The following is a 25,889-nucleotide window of genomic DNA, read 5'->3' as shown; positions in this document are numbered from 1 at the left end:
CGAAGTCCGGCCGCACCAAAATCGTCTCGAAGTGAAACCGGAGAACCCATGGCAAACCTCCATCCGTTTGCCATCTTGAATCAGAAAAACACCGTTCCGGAAAGCCCCTATATGAGTCCCACTCACAGAGACTTGGTATTACCGGTCCCATCGCCTATGACCGCGACTTTCCGACCTCGGGCCCGCACAGTCCGACGTGGACGGTTCCGGGCGTCTACGACCGTCCGCAAGCGAAGTCCGAACTGGTCCACGCCCTCGAACACGGGCATATCGTCGTTTATTTCGACCGGCCGTCGCCCGAGGCCTGGCGACAGCTTACCGATTGGGCCGGTCTCTTCTCGGGGAAGTGGGACGGCCTGGTGGTGACGCCCTATCCCGGCCTCGATGAAACCATGGTGATGACGGCGTGGAACAGGACGCTGCGCCTCGACGCCTGGAACGGCATGGTGGCGGCCGCCTTCATTGATGCCTATCGCGGTCGCGGACCCGAAAATCCGGTCCGTTGAGCGGCCGGCGCCGCCGGATCAGCTTCCCGGGGGCGTGAAAGCCGCGTTCGCCGCACCGGCCTTTTCCATCGCCTGCACCGATTCGTCCAAGGTGATCAGCACGGTTGTCTTGACCTTGGAGAAGGCGCCGCTGGCACCGATCGCCAGCGAGGCGGCGGCGGCCTCGACATGGGACGGGAATTCGGCGAACCCGACGCCGTCGTAATCGCCGAAGCAATAGAACATTTCGGTTAATTGACCGCCGGCGGCGGCGATGACTTTTTCGGCCGCTTCGCGCCGGCTTTGCGGTTTCGCGACCATGCCCTTGACGGCATCGGTCGAGTAGCTGAACTGAAACATATAGGTCGCCATGATTTTCTCCCTGTATCCGATTCCTCGATGAGCGCCGTTCGGCGCCCGGCGAGTTTACCACAGCGCGTCGGCCCAGGGTCGGCGGGAGCGACCCGATTTTCGAGGCTGGTCGCGCGGCTCACGCCAGCAGGGCGCGGAACTTCGCCTCGCCGGATCGGGTGAACCGGACGACGCGCGAGCCCGGTTGCCGGGTCGCCCACTTGAGGTCGTAAAGCCGGCCGAGGAATTCCGCCGCCACCGCGCCGCCGAGATGGTCGCTCAGTTCGCTCCAATCCATGCACGCCGTGCACAGCGCTCTCCGCCTCGATTTGAGCGCCGCGACATCGATGCCGAAATCGCCGACAAAATCCGCGCCCTTTCTGGTCAGGCATAGCTTGCCGCCGCGGCGGACGATCAACCGCCGCGCCCGCAGCCGCTCGTACATCCAAACGCCATATTCGCCGGCCAGGTGGTCGTAGCAGACGCGCGAACATTTGAGCGCCGGGGCCTTGCCGCCGGGACGGTGACGGGTGTGCCCGAGCCGGTTGGCGACGCTCATCAGGTTTTCGACGAGCTCGGCGACGGCCGCGTCCGACAGCGAGAAATATCGATTTCGTCCCTGCTTGCGTTCGGTGACCAATCCCCCGCCGCGTAGCTTGGCCAAGTGCGAACTGGTCGTCGACGGCGTGACGCCGGCCTCCTCGGCGAGCTCGCTCGCCGTCAATGCGCAGCCATCCATCAGCGCGGACAGAATGTTCGCCCGCGCCGGGTCGCCGATCAGCGAGGCGACGAGAGCGATATCGGGACCTTCTTTCATACTTCGATGGTAATCGAAGCATTGAGGAATGGAAATAGGTATCGTTCGAGTCGCGTCGGGTATCGCCTTCCGCCCGCCGACCCGGCGCGGAGAACCAACGGAACGGACGACCGGTGAAATACCTCAGGATCTATACCGATGCCGATGGCACCTCGCATTTCGCCGACGCGGAATGGCGGCTGCGCGAGGGCGATTTCACGCCACCGTCGCCGAGCGGTTATTCCATCACCGACCAACTGCGACCTAAGGCGCTGCTGATGATGCACCACCCGGCCGGGTATCGCGACGAATGGCATTGCGCGCCGGCGCCGGTGCTCGGCACCGTGCTGCGCGGGCGGGTGCGGATCAGCGTCAGCGACGGCGACGCGCGAATCCTCGGGCCGGGCGATCAGTTCCTGGCCGTCGATCTCGCCGGGGCGGGCCACCGCATGGATGAGGTCGACGGCGGCGCCTACGACCTCGCCCTCGTCGTGCTCGACGATGGGCCCGACGCCATCCCGACGGATTGGAAATGAAGCTGTTCTACATGCCCGGCGCCTGTTCGCTGGCGCCGCACATCGCGCTTCGCGAGGCCGGACTGCCGTTCGCCCTCGCCCGGGTCGATTATGCGACGCGGCGCACCGCGAACGGCGCCGACTTCCGCGACGTCAACCCGAAGGGCTATGTTCCGGCATTGTTGCACGACGATGGTTGGCTGCTGACCGAAGTGCCGGTGATTCTGCAGTACATCGACGCGCTGGCGCCGCAAGCCGCCCTCTTGCCGCGACCGGGTACGTGCGCGCGTTACCGGGCGCTCGAGTGGCTGAACTACGTCGCCACCGAACTCCACAAGAGTTGCAGTCCGCTGTTCCGGCCAACGACCCCGGCGCCGTTTCTCGTACCGGGCAAGGCCCACCTGGCGCGTCGCCTGACAACGGTGGCGGCGCACCTGGAAGGCAATGACTATCTGGCCGGCCCCGCCTATTCGCTCGCCGACGCCTACCTCTACACGGTGTGCCGTTGGTTGCGGGACCTCGATCTGCCGTTGTCCGACTGGCCGCCTTTGGCGCGGCACGCCCGCCGCGTCGAGGCGCGGCCGTCGGTCGGGGCGGCGTTGGCGGCCGAAGGCCTGATCGCACTCGACTAAGCGCTCACCGCGCCGCCGTCTTGGAATCCGGCCTTGGAATGCGATCGCGCTCAAACGGTTCGGCGCGATCGCGCGCAGTTTCGGCAATGGCGGCCGGTGTCGTCCCGGCGGCGGCGATCGTGAAGCTGGAGATCTCCTGGATCAGTTTGTCGCGCATGGCGTCAACGAAATCTTCGTAGGAATCGGCGGTCAGAACGAAAGCGCCGGCGCCGCCGACAGGATGCGCGGCGAAGTAGTCGCCCAGCGCCGGCTCTTCGTTGAGGATGGCGAGGCCGTTGATCGTGACGCCGCGTGACAGCGCGCGGTCCCGCTCGCGGCGCGGACTGAGCCCGGCGAACCCGTCGCCCGAGACATCGACAACCCGGCGCTGCCCCTCGAAGCGGTTCGTCTCGAGCTGCGCCAGGGAATAACGAATGGCGCCGCCGAGGTTGGTGCCGCCGGTGAGTTGACGTTGGGATTGCGTCACCAACGATGCGAAGCGGTCTACGCTGGATGAATCGCCGAGGTGCATCCACTCGACCGTCACCCGTTGCATGCGTCCGCCCGACCATTGGACCACGGTCACCGCCATGCCGCGGTCGCCCAAATCGGCAATGGCCTCGACGACGTCGGGGTCGCGGAAGGCCTCGGCGATTCCCCGCATTTGCAGGTCGTATTCTTCATCGCTGACGCTGGACGAACTATCGACGGCGAGCACCAGTTCCAGGGCCACCGGCGTGACGTCCTGCGCCCGGACGGGATTGACGTTCGCCATGACGACGGCGACCGCGACGAGGCGCCACCCGGCCCAGGCGTCCCTTGGTTGGCGCGATCCAGGCATGGGCGAAGTCTAAGCCCATCGGCGCTTCCAACGCTAACGCCAACATCTTCCACGCCCGTTGATCGTGTCTGCTTCATCCCTTAAAGGGGAAGAAACGCCGGCCGTCCACTATGGTCCTGATGGGACCAAAACCGGCCCAAAGCCGACACTGTGTTACCCGTTGGTATTGCCATTCACAAGTATTTGCAGCGCAAGGACCTTGGTCTTTTCTATGTAGAGCTGCTGCGACCAGCCACAGTCGATTGTAAGATGTTCCCAGGCCCGTACCGAGAGCAAGGTCCAGAGGATATCGGTTGCAAGCGCGGCTGAATACTCGGACGAGAGTTGGCCGTCCCTCTCGAGGGCGTCGATAGCAGCACGGCATCCGTGACGCACGGCCTGCATCCTCCCATCCCAAGCGAGCTTCGCCGCATCGTCCGTTTCGCTCATGGCCATGAGTGCTTTCGCGACCCCATAGATTTCGGGAATAAAGTTGCCCCAAGCGTCGATGAAGGCGTTCAGGCGCTCGGTGCCTGTCTCGGCCGAACGACTTCGGGCAAGCCGCGCGTCGACATTCTTGACCTCTTCGATGTGGCGCGTCGTTGCGACCAGTAAATCCGACCGCGTCGGGAAATGCAGGTAGAGCGCCTGGCGGCTGACGCCGGCCTCCTTCGCGATATCCGTCATGCGAACCTCGCGACCTTGGGTGGCCTCGAGAAGCTTCCATGCTGAATTCAGGATTCTTTCTCGGGTTTCGGGATTTCCACTTGACATCGTGTAAAGTTACTCCTACTTGTCACGGTGTCAATTTACACAGTGACAAGCGAAAGGGAAGACCTCATTTTCTCGAAAAGCCCCCATCCGCCCCGGTGCGTCAGGGAAGCCCTGCGGGGACGGTGCCTCACCCCACTGCCAACCCAAGGAGTAAGACTATGCAAGACCAACCCATCCTCGTTATCGGATCGACCGGCAAGACCGGCCGTCGGATTACCAAGACCCTCACCGAGCGCGGTTTTTCGGTTCGTCACGGATCACGCAACGCCGCAATACCGTTCGACTGGGAAAAGCCCGAAACCTGGGCGCTGGCGCTCGAAGGCGTATCGTCGGCTTATGTCTCCTACTTTCCCGATCTGGCCTTTCCGGGCGCATCGGAGAAGATCGCGGCGCTGACGAAAGTCGCAGCCGAGGCCGGCGTCAAGCGGCTGGTTCTGCTCTCGGGTCGCGGCGAAACGAATGCCCAGAACTGCGAGAACATCGTGAAGACCTGCGGTCTGGACTACACGCTGGTCCGCGCGTCCTGGTTCGCCCAGAACTTCAGCGAGGGCTATCTCCGCGATCCGGTTCTCGATGGCATGGTCACACTACCTGCCGGAGACGTCCGTGAGCCGATAATCGATGTCGACGACATCGCCGATGTGGCTGTCGCCGCGCTGACCGAGGAGTGCCATTCCGGCCAACTCTACGAAGTCACCGGGCCGCGGCTGCTGAGCTTCGATGAAGCCGCTGCGGAACTCTCGGCTGCCACGGGCCGACCGGTTCGGTACATCCCGATCACCTTCGATCAGTTTCACGCGTCCATGACCGAGATCGGCGGGGAGCTCATTGCAGATGTCCTCACCGGCATCTGCCGCGAAACGCTGGACGGACGCAACGAGTATCTCAGTGACGGAGTGCAGCGAGCCCTCGACCGAAAGCCGCGCGACTTCGCGGATTTCTGTCGTGCCGCCGCAGCGTCGGGCGCCTGGAGCGAAGCTGCATAAGAACGCCGGGGCGGCGACCGAAAGAGCTGGTTCTCTGCGCCGCCGCCCCATCTCTCAACCCGGCCCACGTGGCCGATTCAGAATGTTGCGCGAAATGTCGACCTGGTTCTTATTTCTCTGTCAGTTCTCCATCATCGCGTTCGCGTTGGTCGGAGGCGTCTTCCTCGCGTTCTCAGACTTCATCATGCGCTCTCTCGACACAGCGAATTCCCCGGGCGGCATCGAGGTCATGCAAGTGATCAACCGCGAGGTCTTCAAATGGGTGTTCATGACGCTTTTCATGGGTATGGCCGCCGTCTCTATTGTGATCATCGGGTACACCTATGTGAACCTGACAGGGCCCGCCGCGATGCTGATCATGCTTGCCGCCGGTCTCTATCTCGTCGGTGTGTTTGGCGTGACGGTGGTTTTTAACGTCCCTCTGAACAAGCTTCTGGAGGGCATGGATTTCACGTCGGAAGTGGCGTTGGATTTCTGGAATACGCGCTATCTGCCCGACTGGACCTTTTGGAACAGCGTTCGGACTTTCGCCAGCGTTCTGGCGGCAAGTCTGTATCTGTTTGCAATGGTTTGGCTAGTTCAGGGCTGAATACGCGGGAGCGCAGCGACCCTTCATCCGCACCTCTGCAATATCGCGGCCGGCAAGTGTATGGCGGCCGCTATCCGCGTCGCTCGTCGAATGGCGGTTCATGGTACTTCTCGGACCAACGATTGTGTTCGGACAAGGTCGGATCGTCCCTTCCCTCAGGCCCCAAGGGGTCTAAACTAGCCAGCGGGATCAATCCGGGGGGCGGATCGAAAGGCCATGCGTTACTCAGCCTTATGGATCGTCGCGAGCCTCGTGTTCACATTCGTCGGCGCGGTGCAGGCCGATGACGCATCCGATGCCGCGGCCCGCAATCGAGAGGTCAGCGCCCTCTACGCGGCCGGCGACATGGCCGGCGCCTACGCCCTCGGTCAAAAGGTCTTGGACGAGAACCAAGCCGCGCTCGGGCCGGACCATCCCGAGGTCGCGCGGAGCCTCTACCAACTGGGGATGATGAACCAGCGGCGCGGCCGCTACGAGGAGGCCGAGCCGCAACACCTCCAAGCATTGCGGATCCGCGAGGCGACACTCGCGGCGGACGATTTGGCCATCGCCGATAGCGTTATGGCGCTCGGCGCCATGTACCGCAATCGCGGCGCCTATGGCCAAGCCGAACCCTATTTGAAACGCGGGTTGGCGATCCGCGAGGCGGCCTTGGGCGCCGACCATCCCGACGTCGCCCACGCCTTGGTCGAGCTCGCCCGCATGTATCGGTCTCAGGATCGTTTCGACGAGGCCGAGCCCTTGGCGCGCCGCGGCCTGGACATCGTCGAGCAGGCTCACGGCGCCGACGATCCCAAGGTCGCGGAAGTGCTCAACGAGCTCGCCTTGATCTTTCATAACCAGCATCGCTACCAGGACGCGCTTCCCTACTATACGCGGGCGCTCGCCATCCGTGAGCGCGCGCTCCGCGCCGACGATATCCTGGTGGCGCGCAGCCTGAGCAACCTGGCGGTGCTGCATCACAACAGGGGCGACTTCGAGCAAGCGGAGCGCTACTACCGCCGCGCTCTCGAAACCAAGCGCAGCGCGCTCGGTGCGCGCCATCCCGATGTCGCGGTGACGTTGCGCAATATGGGCCTGATGTTCGCCGACGAAGGCGACCTGGAGAACGCCAACCTTCACCTCGACGAGGCGATCGCAATGCTGGAGGCGACCATCGGTCCCGATAGCGGAGTCGTCGCCGGCACTCTGGTCAATCTGGCCGAGCTCTACATTCAGCAGCGGCGCCTGGACGAGGCCGAAGCCTTGCTTCGACGGGCGATCGGAATTTGGGAACGGGTTCTCAACCCGAGCCATCCCGCGGTTGCGCGTGCGCTCAGCCAGCTCGCCCGTTTGTACCTGGAGCAGGATCGTTTCGCCGAGGCCGAGATGCTGCAACGGCGGAGCGTGGAAATCCTCGAGCAGGCGATGGGCGCCCGACACCCCGACCTGGCGACGGCGCTGAGCAATCTCGCCCAAGTGCATTCTGCGCAAGGCGAACTCCCGCAGGCGGCATCGCTCTATCGTCGCGCCCTGGCGATTCGCGAACACAGCTTTGGTGCCGATGACCTCCTGGTCGCCGATACCCTGGACGCTCTGGCGGAGGCGCTTTCGAGCGCCGGCGAGGCGGATGAAGCGGTGGCGCTGCGCGCGCGCGCGGCGGAAATCCGAACCAAGCAAGATCCGTGAGGGTCCGCCCCCTTTAAGCTGATCCGAGTTCGAATATTCTACCCGGATGGCGGAATGTTCTGGTTGCGGTGGAATATGTTGGCCGGGTCGTAGCGGTCCTTGAGCTTCTGCAGGCGGGGGAAATTGTCGCCGAACGCCTGCTTGACGCGGGCCGCACCCTCATCGTCATCCATGTAGTTGCTATACGCGCCATCCCGGGTGTGGGGCATCAGCCGGTCATAGGTTTGTCGGGCCCAGGCGATGTTCCGCGCGTTGTCTGCGCTATCGCGCCACTGGGCGATGATGAGAATGCTGTAACCGGCGCCGCGATGCGGAAAGGCCGTCGCGGCCGGGTCCGGCCGAACCGCCGCGCCGTGGAGATGCTCGACGAAGAGCTTGCTCTGGGCCGATGGACAACAGGCGAATTGCTCCGTCAGAACGGCGATCACATCATCGCTAAACGCATCGATGAAGCAGGACTTCCAATAGTAGAGATCGAGCTTTGGTACGCCGGCATCCAGCATTTGGTTGATGGCTTCATAGGGCAGCGGCCCGAGACTATCGGCGACCGGGGAGCCGAAGGCCTTGACCTGCGCCAGCGCCGCCGAAGCCTCGGCGGATGGGCCGCAATGGCAGGCCAGCATGGCGGCGAGCTTCGTGCCCGAGCCGTCGCGCGCATGCGTGAGGCCGGCCAGAACGGTGAATTCATCGGCGGCATCGGCGGTGAGGTCGCGATAGAAGCGCAGCATGTCGGCGGCGCTAGCGATCGGGTGGGCGATCATGCCGCCATGCACCGTGGGCCCGACCGGATGCAACGCGAACTCGAAACTCGTGGCGACGCCGAAATTGCCGCCGCCGCCGCGCAGGCCCCAGAACAAGTCGGCGTTTTCCTCGTCCGAGGCCCGCCGCACTTCGCCGCCCGCGGTCACCAGCTCCACCGCTGTCAGATTGTCGATCGTGTAGCCGTATTTCCCCATCAGGAAACCGAAGCCGCCGCCGAGCGTGAGACCGGCAACGCCGGTGGTGGAGACCGCACCGCCGGTGGTGGCGAGGCCGTGGAGCTGAGTGGCCCGGTTGAATTCGCCCCATGTCGCGCCGCCTTGGACCAGAATGCGGCGGCGGTTCGGGTCGACCCAGGTACCTTTCATCAAACTGAGATCGATCATCATGCCGTCGTCGCAGACCGCCCGGCCGGCGACATTGTGGCCGCCGCCACGGACGGCGATTTCAAGGTCATGCGCGACCGCGAAAGCCACCGCGTCGACGACATCCGCGGTGCCCAGGCAGCGCGCGATGACGGCCGGCCGCCGATCGATCATGCCGTTATGGACGCGGCGCGTGGTTTCGAAGCCGTCATCGCCGGGCAACAGGATGGCGCCCGAAAAATTGTCCGCCAGAGGCGAGACGGCCCGGTGGCCGATTGGCGCGATGTGGTTCATGAGGCTCTCCAAGAAACCGTTCTGCCAATTGGGCTTGAATTAGACACCCAAAATTTTTGAAGCACTATGATCGATTTCACATAGTTGCTATACAAATATGAATGAAAACGAATTGGGACGACCACCGCTATTTTCTCGCCATTGCGCGCGAGCGGTCCCTGACCGCCGCCGGGAAGGCGCTCGGGGTCAGCCAGCCAACGGTCTCCCGGCGTCTGGATTCGTTGGAGGCCAAGTTGAAAGTGCGGTTGTTCGACCGCACTCGGACCGGTTACGAGCTGACCGCGGTCGGCATGGATCTGTTCGAAACGGTCCAGCAGGTCGAAGAGGACCTGGCGGAGGCCGACCGCAGAATCTACGGCAAGGATCAGGACTTGACCGGCGGCCTTCGCATTACCTGCACGGAAATTCTTTTCAACGGGTATCTGTCCCCGTTCGTGTGGCGGTTCCTGAGGCAAAACCCCGGCATCGACCTGAGCGTCATGTGCACCCGGTCCCAGCTCAATCTGAGCCGGGCCGACGCCGACCTGGCACTCCGCTTTACGCGGCATCCACCGGAATCGCTGGCCGGTCGCCGTCTGGCTTCGGTGGCCTACGGTGTTTATGCCGCCCGCGGCAAGGACGGAGACCGCTTCACCCCGGCCAACCGCGCCGACTGGGATTGGATCGGGATGCCCGACGAGTCCTACAACCGATCGATCTTCGGGGCGGCGTCGCCGGAAGGGCACTTCAAACATCGGGTCGACAGCATGGCGGCCATGCAATCGATGACCCGCAGTGGCCTCGGTGTCGCGGTCCTGCCATGCTATGTCGCGGACCGGGACGAGAGCCTGCGCCGCGCCGCGCCGGACGCGCTGCTCGACGTGAATATCGATATGTGGATCCTCTACCACCCCGACGTCAGGCGGGTTTATCGGGTCCGGCTTTTCGCCGATTTCATTACCGGCCTTATCGGTTCGGACCTCGACCTCTTCGAGGGCCGCCGCCCGCTCTAGCCCTCGTGGTGGCGTTCGATCACCGCCGTCACCGCGGGCAGAATGCGTTCGACGATGATGTCGACGCCTTTTTCATTGGGATGGATGCCGTCGTTCTGGTTGAGCTCGGGCTCGGCGGCCACGCCGTCGAGAAAGAACGGATAGAAATCGACCGCGTGCTCGGCGGCGAGGCGCTCGAAGACCGCGCGGTAGGCGTCGCCGTACTCGCGGCCCATATTGGGCGGCGCGTACATGCCGGTGAACAGGATGCCGACCTCGGCCGCCCGCAGCCGGGCGAGGATCGCGTCGAGGTTGCGATAGGTCTCCTCGGGGTCGATTCCGCGCAGGCCGTCATTGCCGCCGAGCTCGACGATGACGATATCGGGATCGTCGCCGAGCGCCCAACCGAGGCGTGCCCGCCCGCCGGCGGTGGTGTCGCCTGAAACCCCCGCATTGAGGACTTCGGCGGCCACCCCTTGGCCGCGCAGCGCGTCTTCGAGTTTGGCCGGAAACGTCGCCTCCGCCGGCAGTCCGTAGCCCGCCGACAGGCTGTCGCCGAGCACCAGGATGCGGACCGGCTCGGCCGCCGCAGATGCGGGGACGCCGCAGATCAGGACCGCCGCGACACAGGCCGCGCCGATCGCTCGCAGAGGACCGGTTGCAAAATTCACCATCGCGTTTCCCAGTGCTGCACCGAAGCCCCGTGCCCGCCGCCGCGTTGCTCCCACACTTGGGGAGCGCTCGCCACCGGTCAACCCGCAACACCTCACGGACCCGCGCACGATATTCCCGCGTCGACCGCCGGCATGGCCGGGAACCGGCGCCGACAACGATGCCGGACAATTGATTTTGCCGTTCCGCTGCATACATCCACTGTGGCCCCGTTCTCGGCAATCCGGGTATCACCCCTCCAACCAGGACCGCCCATGACCGATCCGATCCCCGCCGACTGCATGATCGAGCTCGCCGACGTGCGGCTCTCGTTGCGCAGCATTGCGGGCAATGTCGACATCCTGCGCGGCCTCGACTTCCAGGTCGGTCACGGCGAATCGGTCGCCGTCGTGGGACCGTCGGGTGCCGGCAAGTCGACGATGATGATGATCGTCGCCGGTCTCGAGCGCGCCGACAGCGGGAAGGTCCGGGTCTCGGGGACCGATCTGACCGGGCTCGATGAGGACGGCCTCGCGCTCTTTCGCCGCGACCATGTCGGCATCGTATTCCAGAGTTTCCACCTGATCCCGACCATGACGGCGCTCGAGAATGTCGCCGTGCCGCTCGAGTTCGCCGGCCGCGGCGACGCCTTCGACCGTGCCCGAGAGGGCCTCGAGCGGGTCGGCCTCGGCCATCGCCTGACCCACTACCCGGGACAGTTGTCCGGCGGCGAGCAGCAGCGCGTCGCCATCGCCCGCGCCTTCGCGCCCGGCGCCGATCTGTTGCTGGCCGACGAGCCGACCGGAAACCTCGACGGCGCCACCGGCGAAAAGATCATCGACCTGTTGTTCGATCTGCAGGAAGCCGACGGCCGGACCCTCATCCTGATCACCCATGACGAGGCGCTGGCCTCGCGCTGCGACCGGGTGGCGCGGTTGTTCGACGGCCGCATCGTCGACGACGGCCGACCGGGCGAGGCGCTCGCGGCGGTGCCATGACGCCACACCGGCGGACGCCGAATTTCTCGCTCGCCGTTGTGATGGCGCGGCGTGAGCTGCGCGGCGGACTGAAAGGCTTTCGGGTCTTCCTCGCCTGCCTGGCGTTGGGCGTCGCCGCCGTCGCCGGGGTCGGCTCGGTGGGCACCGCGGTCAACGAGGGTCTACGCCAGGACGCCCGGAAATTGCTTGGCGGCGACGTCGATTTGCGGCTCGTCCATCGTCCCGCCGCCGCCGACCGGATCGCGTTTCTCGAAAGCCAGGGCGCGGTGTCGCAGGCGGTGGAGATGCGGGCCATGGCGCGCGGCGTCGATGGCGAACGCCGTCAACTGGTCGAGCTCAAGGCGGTCGACGACCCCTACCCGCTCTACGGCGCCATCGAGCTCGACGGTGCCGCCGACATCCGGCAAGCGCTGGCGGAGCGCGACGGCCGTTTCGGCGCGGTCGCCGATCGCGCCGTGTTGGAGGCCCTCGATCTCGCGCTCGGCGACATCGTCCGTCTCGGCGACGCGGATTTCGAATTACGCGCGACGATCGTCCGCGAGCCCGACCGCACGACGCGCATCTTCGGCTTCGGCCCGCGCCTGATGGTGGCCCAGGCGGCGCTCGATTCGACCGGCCTGATCCAGCCCGGCAGCCTGGTCTCCTACCATTACCGCCTGCGGCTGCCGGCCGAGATTTCGGTCGCCGACTGGGTCAAGGATCTCAAGGAGCTCTATCCCGAGGCCGGTTGGCGCATCCGCGACCGGCGCAACGCCTCGCCCGGCCTCAAATCGTTCATCGACCGGCTCACCGTCTATCTGTCGCTGGTCGGGCTGACCGCGCTGCTCGTCGGCGGCGTCGGCATCGCCGGCGCGGTGCGCAACTATCTCGACGGCAAGGTCGGCACCATCGCCACGATGAAATGCCTCGGTGCGCCGAATCGGCTCGTCTTCCGCGTCTATATGACCCAGGTCCTGATCCTCGCCCTGGGCGGCATCCTCGTCGGCCTGTTCGTCGGCGCGGTCGCGCCGTTGCTGTTGGCGCCCTTGATCGCCGATCAGCTGCCGATCGCCACCCGCTTCGGATTCTATGCGCAGCCGCTGGTTCTGGCCGCCTCCTACGGCCTGTTGATCGCCGCCGTGTTCTCGATCTGGCCCTTGGCGCAGGCCCGCGACGTGCCGGCGGCGGCGCTGTTTCGCAGCCTGGTGGCGCCGCCGCGGCGGCGTCCGCCGACGCCCTACCTCGTCGCCCTCGCCGCCTTGGCGACGCTCCTGGGTGCGCTCGCCATCGCCAGCGCCGAGGACCATTGGCTGGCGATGTGGTTCGTCATCGGCGCGATCGCGACGCTGCTGATCTTCCGCGGCGCGGCGGCACTCATCGGCCGGCTCGCCGAGCTCGCCACCCGGCGCCGCCTGTTCACCGGCGGCCGCCCGGGGTTGCGCATGGCGATCGCCAATCTGCACCGGCCCGGCGCGCCAACCACCAGCGTCGTGCTGTCCCTCGGCATCGGCCTGACGGTGCTGGCCGCGGTCGCCCTGGTCGAGGGCAACCTCGCCCGCCAGGTCAACGAACAGATCCCCGAGCGCGCGCCGACATTCTTCTTTATCGACATCCAGCCCGACCAGGTCGCGGCGTTCGACGCAGCGGTCACCGGCATCCCCGGCGTCACCGGCCTGTCCCGCGTGCCCAGCCTGCGCGGGCGCATCGCCGCCATCGACGGCGTCCCGGTCGAAGAGGCGGAGATCGCCCCCGACGCGAAATGGGCGGTCCGCAACGAGCGCGGCTTGACCTACGCCACCGAGATCCCCAATGGATCGACGGTCGTCGCCGGCGAATGGTGGCCCGCCGATTATGCCGGCCCGCCGCTGTTGTCGTTCGACGAGAAGCTCGCCGCCGGCATGGGCCTGGAGGTCGGCGATACGTTGACCGTCAATGTTCTCGGTCGCGAGGTCACGGCGACCATCGGCAATCTGCGCCGCATCGACTGGACCTCGCTCGGTATCAACTTCACCATCGTCTTCGCGCCGGGCGCGCTCGAGGGCGCGCCGCAGACCCATATCGCGACGGCGTCGGCCCCGCCCGAGCTGGAAACCCCGCTGCTGCGCGCGGTCACCGACACCTTCGCCAATGTGTCGGCGATTCGCGTCAAGGATGCCCTCGAGCAGATCAACCGGATTCTCCAGAACATCGCCGATGCGATGCGGGTCAACGCCGGCGTGGCGTTGCTCGCCGGCGCGCTGGTTCTTGCCGGCGCGGTCACCGCCGGCCATCATCGCCGGGTTTATGACGCCGTCGTTCTCAAGGTGCTCGGCGCCCGGCGGAGGGAGGTGCTGCGTGCGTTCTTGATCGAATACGGGCTACTCGGGATCGCCTCGGCGATCATCGCCGGCGCGCTCGGGACCATTGCCGCGTGGGCGGTGCTGACCCAGGTCATGCGCACCGAATGGGTGTTCCTGCCCGGCACGCTCGTCGTCACCGGCCTGGTCTGTGTCGTGGTCACGCTGGTGTTCGGGTTCGCCGGCACTTGGCGCGCGCTCAACCGCAAGGCCGCGCCCCTGTTGCGCAACGAGTGATAAGCCGCGATCCTGCCCCCGTATGTGATCGTCTCGAGCGGGGGTAAGACGGGTGGCGAAGTCCGATGCCGTTGCGTTGGTGCGGAGGGCGGCCGATCAGCGGGCCGGCGGCGATACCGATGGCGCCGCCGACAGTCTGCATGAGGCGTTGCGCCTGGATCCGCAATTCAAGGAAGCGGCCTACAATCTCGGTGTTCTGGAAGCCGGACGGGGCGCCCTCGACGCCGCCGAGGCGGCCTATCGCCAGGCGCTCGAAATCGACCCCGCCTTCGCGCACGCGCTCAACAATCTCGGCTTGATCCGACAGAAACGGGGCGACAATGCCGCCGCCGTCGCCTGTTTTCGGCGGGCCATCGCGGCTGACGCCACCTACGGCGACCCGTACATCAACCTCGGCGTTCTGGAACATGGCCGCGGCAACCTCACGGCGGCGGCGGACTGCTACCGCAAGGCGCACGAGATCTATCCTGATCGGCCCCGTCTGCTGAGCAATCTCGGGCTCATCCTGAGCCGGCTCGGCGACCACGACGGCGCCTGCCGGGCCCTCGAAAGGGCGGCCGCGATGGCCCCGGACGGCCCTCTTATCCTGCTCAATCTGGGGGCGGTGCTGCTGGTCGCCGACCGCCTCGACGATGCCCGGTCGGCCTTCGAGCGGTCGCGCCGCGCCGATCCCGGCAATGTCGCGCCGCTGGTCAATCTCGGCAGCTTGGCGATGGCCGAGGGCCGGACCGACACCGCCGAGGCCCATCTCCGCGAGGCCCTGGCGCAGGCTCCCGAGACCGCCGAGGCCCACTGGAATTACGGTCTCTGTCTGCTCTCCCGGGGCGATTTCGCGAACGGCTGGCGCGAGTACGAATGGCGCTGGCAGGCCGACGATTTCCCGGGCATCCGCCGGAAATTCTCGGCGCCGCTGTGGGACGGCGGTGCGCTCGATAGCCGGACGATCCTGCTCCATGGCGAACAGGGGGTCGGCGATGTCGTCCAGTTTTGCCGCTACCTGCCGCTGGTGGCGGCGGCCCATCCCGAGGCGCGGATCCTGTTCGAGCTCGATCCGCGGCTGTGCGAGATCGCTAGCGCGTCCTTCGGCGGCATCGCCGAGATCTATCCCTTTCGAAATCCGCAGGGCGACAATTTACCCACCTTCGACTGCGCCGCCCCGCTGATGAGCCTGCCCCATCTGCTGGGCACGACGGTGGCGACGATCCCGGCCGAGGTGCCCTATTTGAAACCCACCGCCGCGGTCCCGGCGCGCGCCGACGATCGCTTCGTCGTCGGTCTGTCGTGGTACAGCAAGAACGCGAAGACCGGCCGCCCGCGCAGCATCCCGCTCACCGACCTGGCGCCGCTCGGCGCGGTAACGGGCGTGCGCTTCGTTAATCTGCAATATGGCGATACGAGTGAAGAGCGGGCGGCGGCGCGGGAAGCAGGCTTTGTCGTCGAGGCGGAAAGCGGGGTCGATTTCAAGCCCGACCTGATCGCCTTCACCAGTGCCGTGGCCGCCTGCGATCTGGTGATCTCGATCGACAACACCACCGTCCACATGGCCGGCGCGCTCGGCCGCCCGGTGTGGACGCTGCTGCCCCGTGTCGCGGAGTGGCGGTGGATGACCGGGCGCGACGACACGCCGTGGTATCCGACAATGCGGCTCTTCCGCCAGCCGCGCGGTGGCGACTGGGACGCGGTGATTGTCGAGGTCGCCGCCGCCCTGGACGAGTTCGCGTCGGCATCCGTCGGTTAACCATGGCCTCGCGGCGGAGCCGGGCGTATCAGGAAATATTCTTAAATTTCAATAAGGTGAGAACGGTCAAATGGTTCGCTATCGCTATCGATCGTGACCGCGCCAAGGCCCGATTCACGGTTGAATCATAGCCGATTAATGCCAATATTAGGCCGGAGTTCAAAACCTTCAGGAGTTGCAGCAATGGTCGACCCCCGTTCGCAGACCAGCGTCCTGACCCGGACACGCGACGAGGCCGTCATCGACGAAGGCCTGCGTTCGTACATGCTTCGGGTCTACAACTACATGGCGTCCGGCCTCGCGCTGACCGGAATCGTTGCCTTCGCCTTCTCCTCGTCGCCGACCCTCATGCAGGCGGTTTTCGGCTCGGGGCTGATGTGGGTCGCGATCCTGGCGCCGCTGGCGCTGGTGTTTTTCCTCAGCTTCCGAATCAATTCGATGAAACCGTCGACCGCCCAGGCGGTCTACTGGATTTACGCGGCGCTCATGGGCATCGCGTTATCGACGATCTTCATTGCCTATACGCAGACCAGCATCGCCCGCGTCTTCTTTATCACCGCCGGCACCTTCGCCGCGCTCAGCATCTACGGCTACACGACGAAGAAAGACCTCTCCGGGTGGGGCTCGTTCCTGTTCATGGGCCTGATCGGCATCATCATCGCGGCCGTCGTCAACATGTTCCTGGCGAGCAGCGCCTTGCAGTTCGCGATCTCGGTGATCGGCGTCCTCGTCTTTACCGGCTTGACCGCCTACGACACCCAGCAGATCAAGAATATGTATTACGAGGGCGATGAGGCCGGAACGGCGACCAAAAAGGCCGTGATGGGCGCGCTGCGCCTCTATCTCGACTTCATCAACCTGTTCCTGATGCTGCTGCGGCTGTTCGGCGGCCGCGACTAGCGCTCTCGGGAACCTATCGCGTAGCACCGCCGGGGCCCTTGATGGGCCCCGGTTTTTATGGGGGCCAGGGTACTGGACCACCTATACCATGACTGGCTTGCCGCCCTTAATGGCTATGCCAGGAAGGCTGTACGCGGCGGCTCCCTTGAGTTTCTTTGCGGGCTGGATCACACCGAAGGTGTGTGTTCGCCCGCCGCCCGCGGACCCGGCGCTGCTTCTCTCATACTTCCAATCTTGTTTAGTGAGGAACACGACATCGACGCGCCAGACGATCACAGGCCGTCCCGCCTTGTATGTCTCGGTAGGATCGACGAGATACCGCCACACAACGTACCAGCCCGGATGGTCGTAGTGAGACTGGATAGCCCAGGGCCGCGTACTGCCCTTCACCTCCAGCGCTTGATCTGGGGGTGGGCTGAGCGCCCCGTTCAACGATAGGTCCGGGAACCTCTGCGCTGCGATGTCGGGATGCTTGTGCTTTTTGTATGGGCTGAATGAGTGCAGTCCCTTCGCACCAAAAATGCCAACAATGGCGCTAAAGACGTTTGCCTGCTCAAGGTAGATATCAACAAGATCGGCCGTCTCTTTCTCGACGTAGTCAACGGCCTTTTCGATGTGAACCGGCAACAGATTTTTTGGCAGCGGCATCCTTCCCCCGCGTCGAGTCGTGGGACGATGATGCGCCCTTAACCTTCAATTGGGCAAGAGCGGGGATTGCCTTCATTGCGATACGGAAATATGCGGGATCATGCTCAATTCCGATGCTCTTGTAGCCGATTGACTGTGCCGCCGCAATTGTAGAGCCGGCGCCCATGAATGGGTCAAGGACGATGCCTTTGCCTAACGGCAGAGCGGCGCGAACGATCTCACGCATGAACGCTTGCGGTTTGAGTGACGGATGCGCCGCGATCTTCCGTTCTTCGGGCCGTGTGGGCGCCGAGCGGATCACGTCAAGGAACGGATCATCCTTTGATTTTCGCCTCAAGCCGCCGGTCCCCCATTTTCTGAGGTTATCTTGCACGCGTCCCTCGCATGGTTTCCTAAACAGTCCCCAAGGCTCCCACGCCGAGCGAGGCATCACAGTCACATCGCGGAATTCTTCGTGTGCGTTCTTCGGCCGGTCTCCGCCGCGAAGTGTCTGCACTAGGCGGATCACCTCGCCGCGCTTTTCAAAACCCATTTCTATCAAGGGTAGGTAGACCAAGTGAGACAGAAGGGGGTTGGTCGCGACTATCAAATGACCCCCAGGGACAAGGGCTCCGTAAGCGAGCTTACCGAAATCTGCGAAGAAATCTCGCAGCGCATTGTGCTCCGTCTCGTCCAAAACGGTGAATCGGGGGACGGGCGAACGCTTGCAACCGTCGAACGCAGGGGGGATACGCCAAACGCCGCCTCGGCCGCGCCGCAACTTGGTCTTTTCGGCATCGCTATACTCTTTGAGCCCGTATGGTGGGTCCGTTACTATCGCGTGCACAGATTGCGGCGCGCGCTCCTTGAGCCAAGTGAATGCGTCCGCGAGGCAAATCTCAAATCCAGGGCGTGGTTCCTGTAACCCCGCCCGCTTGCGTCGATTTTTCTTCGGGTCGTATCTGAGAACCGCATCCGTGATCGTGTCAAGGACAGCGATGTCCGCACTCATGCCGTCAACTCCTGGTGGGCGATACGCTGGCCGAATGACGCCGTCACCAAGCCCGCCAGACTGTCCAGTGTGCACCACATCAAATCGCGATCTTTCAGGAATACTGTGAATTCACCAAGATTTAGACGAAAGCGCTTTTCGCTGACATGGCAATAGACACCATGTCGCCCGCGGTTACCCATCCTAGCCACCGAGGTCTTGCCGACCGCGTCGCGACCGGCGCGGAACTTTTTTTTGGTGTTCTCGTTTTTCTCCTTTCCGTCATTGCATGCTTTGTCGATTTCGACGATGGGCCCCAGCACCGAGAGATCGTTGCCACACGCCCTGCGAATGCGTTGGAGCATGAACCAAGCTGTCTTTTGCGTGACGCCAATCTCCTTGCTGAGTTGCAGGCTGGAAATGCCCCGGCGCGCCGTCATCAGCAGGTACATGGTCAATACCCATTTATGCAATGGGACGTGCGACCGCTCGAAAATTGTTCCGGTACGAATCGTGAAGTCCAGCCTGCAAGGGTTACAACGATAGTAACCCCTTTTCCGTGTCGCCACCCGCTCCTTCTCGCCGCAACGCGGGCAAACCGCCCCTTCCGGCCACCGTCTTCCTTCGATATAGATGCGTGCCGCCTCGGCATCCGGGAATAACTTGAAAAACTGTATGGTGCTAATTGTGGAGCGGCTCATAGCAAATCCCCAGACGCAATGGTAGATAACTACCTCACGAAATTTAGGTAATCAAGTATATAATCCCATTTTTATGGAACCAGGATCTGGCGCACGGTATGGCCGCTGGCGAGGTGGTCGAAGGCGGCGTTGAGGCCGTCGAATGCCACCTTGTCGCTCATCAGCCGGTCGACCGGCAGCCGGCCCTGCTGATAGAGCGCGACGAAACGCGGCACGTCGCGGCCCGGAACGCAGCTGCCGATATAGCTGCCCTTCACCGTCCGCTCCTCGGCGACCAGATTGACGTGCTGGATCTCGAAATTGTTGTCCGGGTGGGGCAGCCCGGCGGTGACGGTGGTGCCGCCGCGCCGGGTGATGCGATAGCACAGCTCCATCGCCTTGACCGAACCCGCCATCTCGAAGGCGTAATCGACCCCGCCGCCGGTCGCCTCGCGGACCTGCTCGACGCAATCGGCAGCGGTCGCATTGAAGGTGTCGGTGGCACCGAGCTGGCGTGCCACCGCCAGCTTGTCGTCATGGATGTCGATCGCGACGACGCGCCGGGCGGCGACCAACTGGGCGCCGAGCAGCGCGTTGAGGCCGACGCCGCCGAGGCCGGCCACGGCGACCGAGGCACCGGCCGGCACCGTTGCCGTGTTGACGACCGCGCCGACCCCGGTCAGCACCGCGCAGCCGAACAGCGCGGCCTCGTCGAGCGACAGGCTGGAATCGACCTTGATCAGCGAGCGCCGCGAGACGGTGACGTATTCCGAAAACGCGGCCACCCCCACGTGATGGTTGATTTCCTTGTCCGCCAAACGGATCCGGCGCGCGCCGCCGAGCAATGTCCCGGCGCCGTTCGACGCCGCGCCCGGCTCGCACAGCGCCGGCCGCCCGTCCATGCACGGCAGGCAGTGGCCGCAACTCGGCACGAAGACCATCACGACATGGTCGCCGGGACTGAGATCGGTGACCCCCGGACCGGTCTCCTCGACGACGCCCGCCGCCTCATGGCCGATCGCCATCGGCATCGGCCGCGGACGCGTGCCGTTGATGACCGAAAGGTCGGAATGACACAGCCCGGCGGCGCCGACACGGACCAGCACCTCGCCGTCGCCCGGGCCTTCGAGCTCGACCTCCTCGATATGGAGAGGCCGGCTGTCGGCATAGGGCGCCGGCAGCCCCATTTCGTAAAGCACGGCGGATTTCACCTTCATCGCGGGCCCCTCCCGTGGTCGCTAACGCCAGCCCGCATCATGCCCGACAGCGCAATCGGACGCCAACCGGAACTGGAGCGGAAATTTTGGGGACGGTCTATATCGTGCGGCCGCCGTCGACCTCCATGGCGACGCCGGTCAGGAACACCGCTTCGTCGGAGGCGAGAAACAGCGCGGCGTTGGCTAGGTCATCCGGCGTCGAGAAGCGGCCGAGCGGAATGGTGGCGATGAACTGGGCCCGTTTCTCCGGGGTGTCGCCGCCCATGAAATCGGCCAGCATCGGCGTATCGCCGGCGACCGGACAGAGCGCGTTGACGCGGATCTTGTCGCCGGCGAGCTCGATCGCCATTGCCTTGGTCAGCGAGACCACCGCGCCCTTGCTGCCGTTGTACCAGACCAGCCCCGGCCGCGGGCGGATACCGGCGGTCGACGCGGTGTTGACAATGACGCCGCCGCCGCGCGCGCGGAGTAGTGGTACGGCATGGAGCGCCGACAGATAGATGCTCTTGACGTTGACCGCGAAGATGCGGTCGAAGGTCGCTTCGTCGACGTCGAGCATGGGCCCGTTTTTCTGCGGAATGCCGGCGTTGTTGACCAGGATATCGAGGCCGCCGAAGGCATCGACCGCGGTGTCGACCATGGCTCTGACATCGCCGTCCTTTGCGACGTCGGCGGCGCAGGCGACGGCCCGTCCGCCGCCGTTCGCGATGTCGTCGGCGACCGCCCGGGCGCCGCTTTCATTGAGGTCGGCGACGACGACCGCCGCGCCTTCGGCGGCGAACCGGCGCGCGATTCCGGCGCCGAACCCCGACGCCGCGCCGGTCACGATCGCGGCCTTGCCGGACAGTCTCATGGGCGGCGATTCCTTGTCGGTTGCGGGAAGGCTACTCGGCCCGGAACAGGAACAACGCGTACAGCTCTTTCGCGTCCGCCCAGGCGTCGACGAAAGAGAACCCGGCCTCGACGAAGTCGGCATCGATCCGGGACAAAGTAAATTTGCGCGAGACCTCGGTCTGTATGACTTCGGTTTCCAACAGTTCGAATTGGAATCCCAGGCCGGGAATCGACACCATCTGCCGCGCCAAACTGCGCAGGCTCATCTCGACCTGCTGCGCCTCTTCGTTGAACCGGGCGCGATGGGCGAAGCAGCCGATATCGATCCTGCCGTCATAGCGGCGGTTGATCAAATGGAGGGCGTTGAGATTGAGCTCCGCGGTCAAACCTTCGCTGTCGTTGTAGGCGGCCTCGATGATGTCGGGGTCGGTTTCCAGATCGACCCCGGCGAGAAACCAGTCGCCGGCTCGCAGCGTGCGCCGCATGCTCTTGAGGAAGGCCTGGCTCTGGGCCGCGGTCAGCAGGCCGAGTGTGTTGTCGAGGCAAACGGCAAGGCGTGCTTCGGCCTGGCGCGGCGGCAGGGCGGCGGATGCCGCGCCGCCGGCGCCGGACAGGCCGTGAATGGTCAGGTCGGGATACTGGCGCAACAGACCGGGGGCGATATCGAGCGTTCGCACCTGGTCCGAGGTCACCGGGATATAGAGCTGGGGCCGGCCCGGCTTACGGTAGGCGTCGAGAATGTGACGGGTGGTGACAAGATCGTCGGCGCCGATCTCGATGATGTCGATCGGCCCGGTAAGTCGCGCGACCTCCCCCGAAAAGGCCCGCAGAACGGCCTTGGCGGCGCGCGGCATGTAACATTCGGGGACCGCCGCGAGCCGCTGGTAAAGCTCGCGCCCACGATCGTCATAGAGGAATTTCGGTGGCAGTACCTTGTCGGGGCGACACAGGCGGGTGACCAGATCAGAACCTTCGGAAAGGTCGCCACCGGTCGAATCCAACACAGTCACTTCGAGCCGCTTTTCCAGCACGGCCATGGGCAGTCTAACCTCGATTCCGACGCCCTGCCTCCCCAACGCTGCGGAACCCAACGAGTGTTTCCCTGATCATAGGCATATACCAGTTTCGAAAGGAGGAACGCAAGACGGGTGGGCGGGGCCACGGGCCGAAACGCCGCCGTTTGGGCATTTGTTAACAAATTTCCGTTACCTCTAGGTGGGGCTAGGCAAGGGTTGGGTGACAGGACATGGCGGCTTCGCACAGGCCAGTCGAAGGCGGCCCGTTGGCTTTCTTCGATCCGGCGCCTGCGATTAGAATCGTCGCCGGCGAAAAAGCCGGTCGCGGCGTCGAGGCCGCGTTGGTCCGCACGCTTTATCGTCAGATTATGCCGATCCTCGCCGGCAACTTGACCGTCGCCGTCGTTCTCGTCGCCGTTCTGTGGGATAGCGTCGACCGGCAGGCCTTGACCTACTGGGCATCGGCGATCATCGCCGCGACGCTCGGCCGATTCGCGATCTATGTCCAATTCCAGCGCGCCCGGCCGCCGGATTCGGCGATGAAGGCGTGGGGCCGCCTGTTCGTCACCGGTGCCGCCGTGAACGGTGCCATTTGGGGACTGACCGGTATCGTTCTCTATGTGCCGGGCTTGATGATCGATCAAATCGTTATCGCCGCCGTGGTGGTCGGCATGTCGGCGGGCGCCCTCGCCGCGAGTTCGGCGCATCTCCCGGCCTTCTTCGCTTTTATCGCTCCCGCGTTGTTGCCGGGCGGCCTGCTCCAAGTCACGACCGGGAGCGGGCTGCAGATCGCCACCGGTGGCTTGATGCTGCTGTTCGCCTTACTGATCTCCTGGATCGCCATAAATCTCCATGTCTCGATACGGGAGACGTTGTCGCTCCGGGTCGAGCGCGGCGGGCTGCTCGACGAGTTGCGGCGCGCGCGCGACGCGGCGGAATCGGCGAGCCGGGCCAAATCCGCATTCCTCGCCAACATCAGCCACGAGCTGCGGACGCCGCTCAACGCCATCGCCGGATTTTCGCAGATCATGTCGGACCAGATGTTCGGCCGGCTCGGCGACGAACGGTATGTCCAGTACGCGGCATTGATCCACGAGAGCGGCCAGCACCTGTTGCAGCTCATCGAGGATATTCTCGACCTCTCGAAGATCGAATCCGGGAGCGTCGAGCTGCGGGAGCAGACCTTCGATGCCGGAGCGGCGATTGCCGTCAGCGCCGGTCTGCTGACCGAGCGGGCGCGCAGCGGCGGGGTGAATCTTTATGTCCGCATTCCGCCCGACCTGCCCATGCTCCACGCCGATGAGGGCCGACTTCGTCAGATCGTGCTCAATCTGGTCGCCAATGCGGTCAAGTTCACGCCGCGTGGCGGCAGCGTCATCGTCGCGGTGTCGCAGCGGGACGGCGGAGACTTCATGCTCAAGGTCAGCGACACCGGCATCGGTATCGCGGCCGATGACCTGCCGCTGGTCATGTCGCCCTTCGTCCAGGGGGCCGAATCGCATGAGAACAATCTCGAGGGTACCGGTCTGGGATTGCCGTTGGTCAAGCTGCTGGTCGACCTCCACCAAGGTACATTGCAAATCGAAAGCGAGCCGGGAGAGGGCACGATCGCGACCGTCGTCCTGCCGGTCGAGCGGGTGGTCACCGCCGACCGCCGGCGGTCGGCCTGACCGGGAAACGGGCCCGGCTACGAATTCGTGCGCCGTGCGAGGACGGCCTGCATGGCATCGATCAGGGTGAGCTGCCCGAACCAGCCCACCGGCCGCGGATCGATGTGGGAAAAATCCTCGACCAGGAAAAGCTCGACCTCACCCACTGCGGCGGCGAGCGCGCGGCTCTCGGTATAGGGGATCATGCGATCCTCGAGGCCGTGGATGAGGATCAATTTTCCCGCCAGCGGCGTGAGATCGAGCGGCGCCAGGGAAAGCGATGAAATCTCACGGCTGACGTTTGCCGGGAGCTCGGCGATCAGGGCGGCGGCGCGGTCGGGGTCGGTGTTGAGCAACAGGTCGAGGAGGGCACGGCCGTCGGGCCCCAGGCCGCTCTCGAGGTCGCCGATCGGCGCCGCCGGATCGGCGGTGCGGCGGTCGGCGATGCGGCGCAGCAGGGCACGGTCCGATGGGTTTTCGAGGGCCTCGGCGTTGCCGGCAAGGAATATCCATTTGCTCGCCGGGTAGGGGTCGCCGAAGCGCCAATCAGCGCTCGCGCTCTCCCGATAGCCGCCCGTGGTCATGAAAGTAATGATATCGGCGGTGTCGTAATAGGCGCCGACGCCGACGACGAAGTCGATCGCGTCACCCGCCTCCGGCATCAGCGCGGCCAGGACCGCCGGACCGACCGCGTAGGAAATCGCCGCCACGCCCAGCGGCACTGCGGTTTGTTCGCCGCGCGCGAGATAAAGCACGGCATCGGCGACAACCCGGCTGTCGCGGCGGCTGACGCGGAGATCGCGTGACCCCGGAACGTCGGGCACGAGGACCGCGAAGCGCGCCCGCGCCAGCGACATGGCGAGATCGATGACCCGGGGATCGTCCTTGCCGGCACGGGTGAAGCCGGGAATAAGCACCAGCTCGGCGCCGACGGCCTGCCCGGGGTCGTAGACGTCCGCCGGGGTCCGCCGGCCGTCGATGTCGAAGAAGATCGTGCGGCGGGTCGGCGACGGCGTCGCCGCCTTGAGGTCGCTGGGCCCCGGCCCGGCTTCGATGTCGCGCAATACCCGAACCGCTTCGCGGCTTTCGGACGACAGGCAGCCGGTCAGTGTCAGGATGAGCGAAACCCCGACGACGACGCGGGCTGGCAGGGCTAATCGCAAAGCATTTCGGCGTGGTGGACGATGTGGTCGGCGATGAAGGTCGCGATAAAGAAGTAGGAGTGGTCGTAGCCGGGCTGCAGGCGATAGGTCAGCGGCTGGGCCGCCGCCGCGCAGGCCGCCCGCAGAAGCTCGGGGCGCAGCTGTTCGTCGAGGAATGGATCGGCGTCGCCCTGATCGACCAGGATCGTGGCATCGAACCGCGCGCCGTCCTCGATCAGCGCGACCGCGTCGTGTCCGCGTGCGCGCTCGCGACGGTCGCCGTCGTGGCCGCCGAAGTATCCGGTGAAAGCCTTGCGGCCCCAGGGGCACTGGGTCGGCGCCGAGATCGGCGCAAAGGCGGAAACCGAGCGGTAGGTCCCGGGGTGGCGCAAGGCGATCGTCAACGCGCCGTGTCCGCCCATCGAATGGCCGAAAATACCCTGCCGCGCGCGATCCCCCGGAAATCGATCGAAGATCAGCGCCGGCAGGTCTTCGGTGACATAGCTGTACATCTTGAAGTGCCCCGACCACGGGGCTTCCGTGGCGTCGACATAGAAACCCGCACCCTGGCCGAAATCGTAGGCGTCGTCATCGGGCACGCCGTCGCCGCGCGGACTGGTATCCGGCATCACCAGCATCACCCCGCGTTCGGCCGCCGACCGCTGCGCGCCCGCCTTGACGGTGAAATTGTCTTCGGTGCAGGTCAGGCCCGACAACCACCACAGCACGGGGACCGGACCCCGCTCCGCCTGGGGCGGCCGATAAACGGCGAACTGCATGTCGGTGCCGGTCGCCGCCGAGGCGTGGCGGTAGACGCCTTGCACGCCGCCGAAGCATTTTTGCTCGCTGACCAATTCCATCGTGTTCCGCCCCGCTTACGTCGCGGGCCATGTTGGCAACCGCCGTCGCC

The 25,889-nt window shown here is 65.0% G+C and carries 26 protein-coding genes; 12 read left to right on the top strand and 14 right to left on the bottom strand.

Annotated elements, in window-relative coordinates; translation table 11 throughout:
- Nucleotides 1-137 precede the first annotated feature (137 nt).
- A complete protein-coding gene (locus GY791_04385; GenBank protein ID MCP4327660.1) occupies nt 138-506 on the top strand; it encodes a DUF3105 domain-containing protein in 369 nt (122 codons plus the stop codon).
- An 18-nt stretch (nt 507-524) separates the two neighbouring features.
- Here the strand turns inward: GY791_04385 and GY791_04380 are convergent, their stop codons facing one another.
- Together GY791_04380 and GY791_04375 are read right to left on the bottom strand one after the other, a co-directional pair.
- Nucleotides 525-857: a GYD domain-containing protein gene (locus tag GY791_04380; protein MCP4327659.1), complete on the bottom strand. Its 333-nt coding sequence runs from the start codon at nt 855-857 to the stop codon at nt 525-527.
- 118 nt (nt 858-975) lie between these two features.
- A complete protein-coding gene (locus GY791_04375; GenBank protein ID MCP4327658.1) occupies nt 976-1,653 on the bottom strand; it encodes a winged helix-turn-helix transcriptional regulator in 678 nt (225 codons plus the stop codon).
- Nucleotides 1,654-1,766: 113 nt separating this feature from the next.
- Between GY791_04375 and GY791_04370 the strand changes: the two genes are divergently transcribed.
- The gene (locus GY791_04370) at nt 1,767-2,168 is read left to right on the top strand and encodes a hypothetical protein (GenBank protein MCP4327657.1); all 402 of its coding nucleotides are present in this window, start codon (nt 1,767-1,769) and stop codon (nt 2,166-2,168) included.
- Entirely contained in the window at nt 2,165-2,779 is a 615-nt protein-coding gene (gstA, locus tag GY791_04365; GenBank protein ID MCP4327656.1) for a glutathione transferase GstA, read from the top strand. Before GY791_04370 ends, gstA begins: the two co-directional genes overlap by 4 nt.
- Nucleotides 2,780-2,783: 4 nt before the next feature.
- On the opposite strand, the gene GY791_04360 is transcribed toward gstA, so the two are convergent.
- Nucleotides 2,784-3,599: a DUF1194 domain-containing protein gene (locus tag GY791_04360; protein MCP4327655.1), complete on the bottom strand. Its 816-nt coding sequence runs from the start codon at nt 3,597-3,599 to the stop codon at nt 2,784-2,786.
- Between the two features lie 153 nt (nt 3,600-3,752).
- Nucleotides 3,753-4,352, bottom strand: a complete 600-nt coding sequence (locus GY791_04355; GenBank protein MCP4327654.1) for a TetR/AcrR family transcriptional regulator — start codon at nt 4,350-4,352, stop codon at nt 3,753-3,755.
- A 158-nt stretch (nt 4,353-4,510) separates the two neighbouring features.
- On the opposite strand from GY791_04355, the gene GY791_04350 reads away from it, so the two are divergent.
- The 3 genes from GY791_04350 to GY791_04340 all read left to right on the top strand — a co-directional run bounded on the left by GY791_04350 (nt 4,511) and on the right by GY791_04340 (nt 7,595).
- A complete protein-coding gene (locus tag GY791_04350) occupies nt 4,511-5,338 on the top strand; it encodes an NmrA family NAD(P)-binding protein (protein MCP4327653.1) in 828 nt (275 codons plus the stop codon).
- Between the two features lie 94 nt (nt 5,339-5,432).
- Nucleotides 5,433-5,927 (top strand): DUF1772 domain-containing protein, encoded by a 495-nt coding sequence (locus GY791_04345; protein ID MCP4327652.1) that lies wholly within the window; start codon nt 5,433-5,435, stop codon nt 5,925-5,927.
- A 216-nt stretch (nt 5,928-6,143) separates the two neighbouring features.
- Nucleotides 6,144-7,595: a tetratricopeptide repeat protein gene (locus GY791_04340; protein MCP4327651.1), complete on the top strand. Its 1,452-nt coding sequence runs from the start codon at nt 6,144-6,146 to the stop codon at nt 7,593-7,595.
- Between the two features lie 38 nt (nt 7,596-7,633).
- Here the strand turns inward: GY791_04340 and GY791_04335 are convergent, their stop codons facing one another.
- Nucleotides 7,634-9,013: an FAD-binding oxidoreductase gene (locus GY791_04335; protein ID MCP4327650.1), complete on the bottom strand. Its 1,380-nt coding sequence runs from the start codon at nt 9,011-9,013 to the stop codon at nt 7,634-7,636.
- A gap of 101 nt (nt 9,014-9,114) precedes the next feature.
- Here GY791_04335 and GY791_04330 point away from each other — a divergent pair, with 101 nt between their 5' ends.
- Complete coding sequence (locus GY791_04330) at nt 9,115-10,005, top strand: LysR family transcriptional regulator (protein MCP4327649.1); 891 nt, start codon at nt 9,115-9,117, stop codon at nt 10,003-10,005.
- Here the strand turns inward: GY791_04330 and GY791_04325 are convergent.
- Nucleotides 10,002-10,658 (bottom strand): arylesterase, encoded by a 657-nt coding sequence (locus tag GY791_04325; GenBank protein ID MCP4327648.1) that lies wholly within the window; start codon nt 10,656-10,658, stop codon nt 10,002-10,004. The two genes, GY791_04330 and GY791_04325, sit on opposite strands and share 4 nt — an antisense overlap.
- Before the next feature lie 279 nt (nt 10,659-10,937).
- On the opposite strand from GY791_04325, the gene GY791_04320 reads away from it, so the two are divergent.
- From GY791_04320 to GY791_04305, 4 genes are all read left to right on the top strand, one after another.
- Nucleotides 10,938-11,633, top strand: a complete 696-nt coding sequence (locus GY791_04320; protein ID MCP4327647.1) for an ABC transporter ATP-binding protein — start codon at nt 10,938-10,940, stop codon at nt 11,631-11,633.
- Nucleotides 11,630-14,185 (top strand): FtsX-like permease family protein, encoded by a 2,556-nt coding sequence (locus tag GY791_04315; GenBank protein ID MCP4327646.1) that lies wholly within the window; start codon nt 11,630-11,632, stop codon nt 14,183-14,185. Before GY791_04320 ends, GY791_04315 begins: the two co-directional genes overlap by 4 nt.
- A gap of 52 nt (nt 14,186-14,237) precedes the next feature.
- Nucleotides 14,238-15,923, top strand: a complete 1,686-nt coding sequence (locus GY791_04310; GenBank protein ID MCP4327645.1) for a tetratricopeptide repeat protein — start codon at nt 14,238-14,240, stop codon at nt 15,921-15,923.
- A gap of 183 nt (nt 15,924-16,106) precedes the next feature.
- Complete coding sequence (locus GY791_04305) at nt 16,107-16,823, top strand: Bax inhibitor-1/YccA family protein (protein ID MCP4327644.1); 717 nt, start codon at nt 16,107-16,109, stop codon at nt 16,821-16,823.
- 81 nt (nt 16,824-16,904) lie between these two features.
- Here GY791_04305 and GY791_04300 read toward each other — a convergent pair whose 3' ends face one another.
- From GY791_04300 to GY791_04275, 6 genes are all read right to left on the bottom strand, one after another.
- Complete coding sequence (locus GY791_04300) at nt 16,905-17,471, bottom strand: hypothetical protein (protein ID MCP4327643.1); 567 nt, start codon at nt 17,469-17,471, stop codon at nt 16,905-16,907.
- Nucleotides 17,422-18,462, bottom strand: coding sequence for a site-specific DNA-methyltransferase (locus GY791_04295; GenBank protein ID MCP4327642.1), 1,041 nt, complete (start codon nt 18,460-18,462; stop codon nt 17,422-17,424). Before GY791_04295 ends, GY791_04300 begins: the two co-directional genes overlap by 50 nt.
- Nucleotides 18,459-19,142 (bottom strand): transposase, encoded by a 684-nt coding sequence (locus tag GY791_04290; protein MCP4327641.1) that lies wholly within the window; start codon nt 19,140-19,142, stop codon nt 18,459-18,461. The genes GY791_04295 and GY791_04290 overlap by 4 nt, the downstream gene beginning before the upstream one ends.
- A gap of 71 nt (nt 19,143-19,213) precedes the next feature.
- On the bottom strand, nt 19,214-20,338 hold the full coding sequence (locus tag GY791_04285) for an alcohol dehydrogenase catalytic domain-containing protein (GenBank protein ID MCP4327640.1): 1,125 nt from the start codon (nt 20,336-20,338) through the stop codon (nt 19,214-19,216).
- A 97-nt stretch (nt 20,339-20,435) separates the two neighbouring features.
- Nucleotides 20,436-21,191 (bottom strand): glucose 1-dehydrogenase, encoded by a 756-nt coding sequence (locus GY791_04280; GenBank protein MCP4327639.1) that lies wholly within the window; start codon nt 21,189-21,191, stop codon nt 20,436-20,438.
- A 31-nt stretch (nt 21,192-21,222) separates the two neighbouring features.
- Nucleotides 21,223-22,209: an L-histidine N(alpha)-methyltransferase gene (locus GY791_04275; GenBank protein ID MCP4327638.1), complete on the bottom strand. Its 987-nt coding sequence runs from the start codon at nt 22,207-22,209 to the stop codon at nt 21,223-21,225.
- 209 nt (nt 22,210-22,418) lie between these two features.
- Between GY791_04275 and GY791_04270 the strand changes: the two genes are divergently transcribed.
- On the top strand, nt 22,419-23,858 hold the full coding sequence (locus GY791_04270; protein MCP4327637.1) for a hypothetical protein: 1,440 nt from the start codon (nt 22,419-22,421) through the stop codon (nt 23,856-23,858).
- Between the two features lie 17 nt (nt 23,859-23,875).
- On the opposite strand, the gene GY791_04265 is transcribed toward GY791_04270, so the two are convergent.
- Both GY791_04265 and fghA read right to left on the bottom strand, forming a co-directional pair.
- Nucleotides 23,876-25,000, bottom strand: a complete 1,125-nt coding sequence (locus tag GY791_04265; protein MCP4327636.1) for an RNA methyltransferase — start codon at nt 24,998-25,000, stop codon at nt 23,876-23,878.
- On the bottom strand, nt 24,991-25,839 hold the full coding sequence (fghA, locus tag GY791_04260) for an S-formylglutathione hydrolase (protein MCP4327635.1): 849 nt from the start codon (nt 25,837-25,839) through the stop codon (nt 24,991-24,993). The genes GY791_04265 and fghA overlap by 10 nt, the downstream gene beginning before the upstream one ends.
- Nucleotides 25,840-25,889 lie beyond the last annotated feature (50 nt).

This window comes from Alphaproteobacteria bacterium (assembly GCA_024244705.1).
Classification (GTDB): domain Bacteria; phylum Pseudomonadota; class Alphaproteobacteria; order JAAEOK01; family JAAEOK01; genus JAAEOK01.
Note: the sequence above shows the minus strand (reverse complement) of the source record. Positions and strands in the feature narration are given on the sequence as shown.

Excerpts from the sequence above, each read along its gene's own strand:
- GY791_04375 (MCP4327658.1), bottom strand. The coding sequence starts at position 1,653 with ATGAAAGAAGGTCCCGATATCGCTCTCGTCGCCTCGCTGATCGGCGAC.
- GY791_04325 (MCP4327648.1), bottom strand. The coding sequence starts at position 10,658 with ATGGTGAATTTTGCAACCGGTCCTCTGCGAGCGATCGGCGCGGCCTGT.
- GY791_04380 (MCP4327659.1), bottom strand. The coding sequence starts at position 857 with ATGGCGACCTATATGTTTCAGTTCAGCTACTCGACCGATGCCGTCAAG.
- GY791_04275 (MCP4327638.1), bottom strand. The coding sequence starts at position 22,209 with ATGGCCGTGCTGGAAAAGCGGCTCGAAGTGACTGTGTTGGATTCGACC.
- GY791_04285 (MCP4327640.1), bottom strand. The coding sequence starts at position 20,338 with ATGAAGGTGAAATCCGCCGTGCTTTACGAAATGGGGCTGCCGGCGCCC.
- GY791_04280 (MCP4327639.1), bottom strand. The coding sequence starts at position 21,191 with ATGAGACTGTCCGGCAAGGCCGCGATCGTGACCGGCGCGGCGTCGGGG.
- GY791_04360 (MCP4327655.1), bottom strand. The coding sequence starts at position 3,599 with ATGCCTGGATCGCGCCAACCAAGGGACGCCTGGGCCGGGTGGCGCCTC.
- GY791_04350 (MCP4327653.1), top strand. The coding sequence starts at position 4,511 with ATGCAAGACCAACCCATCCTCGTTATCGGATCGACCGGCAAGACCGGC.
- GY791_04315 (MCP4327646.1), top strand. The coding sequence starts at position 11,630 with ATGACGCCACACCGGCGGACGCCGAATTTCTCGCTCGCCGTTGTGATG.
- GY791_04300 (MCP4327643.1), bottom strand. The coding sequence starts at position 17,471 with ATGCCGCTGCCAAAAAATCTGTTGCCGGTTCACATCGAAAAGGCCGTT.
- GY791_04330 (MCP4327649.1), top strand. The coding sequence starts at position 9,115 with ATGAAAACGAATTGGGACGACCACCGCTATTTTCTCGCCATTGCGCGC.
- GY791_04345 (MCP4327652.1), top strand. The coding sequence starts at position 5,433 with ATGTCGACCTGGTTCTTATTTCTCTGTCAGTTCTCCATCATCGCGTTC.
- GY791_04355 (MCP4327654.1), bottom strand. The coding sequence starts at position 4,352 with ATGTCAAGTGGAAATCCCGAAACCCGAGAAAGAATCCTGAATTCAGCA.
- GY791_04290 (MCP4327641.1), bottom strand. The coding sequence starts at position 19,142 with ATGAGCCGCTCCACAATTAGCACCATACAGTTTTTCAAGTTATTCCCG.
- gstA (MCP4327656.1), top strand. The coding sequence starts at position 2,165 with ATGAAGCTGTTCTACATGCCCGGCGCCTGTTCGCTGGCGCCGCACATC.
- GY791_04335 (MCP4327650.1), bottom strand. The coding sequence starts at position 9,013 with ATGAACCACATCGCGCCAATCGGCCACCGGGCCGTCTCGCCTCTGGCG.
- GY791_04340 (MCP4327651.1), top strand. The coding sequence starts at position 6,144 with ATGCGTTACTCAGCCTTATGGATCGTCGCGAGCCTCGTGTTCACATTC.
- GY791_04305 (MCP4327644.1), top strand. The coding sequence starts at position 16,107 with ATGGTCGACCCCCGTTCGCAGACCAGCGTCCTGACCCGGACACGCGAC.
- GY791_04270 (MCP4327637.1), top strand. The coding sequence starts at position 22,419 with ATGGCGGCTTCGCACAGGCCAGTCGAAGGCGGCCCGTTGGCTTTCTTC.
- GY791_04295 (MCP4327642.1), bottom strand. The coding sequence starts at position 18,462 with ATGAGTGCGGACATCGCTGTCCTTGACACGATCACGGATGCGGTTCTC.
- fghA (MCP4327635.1), bottom strand. The coding sequence starts at position 25,839 with ATGGAATTGGTCAGCGAGCAAAAATGCTTCGGCGGCGTGCAAGGCGTC.
- GY791_04320 (MCP4327647.1), top strand. The coding sequence starts at position 10,938 with ATGATCGAGCTCGCCGACGTGCGGCTCTCGTTGCGCAGCATTGCGGGC.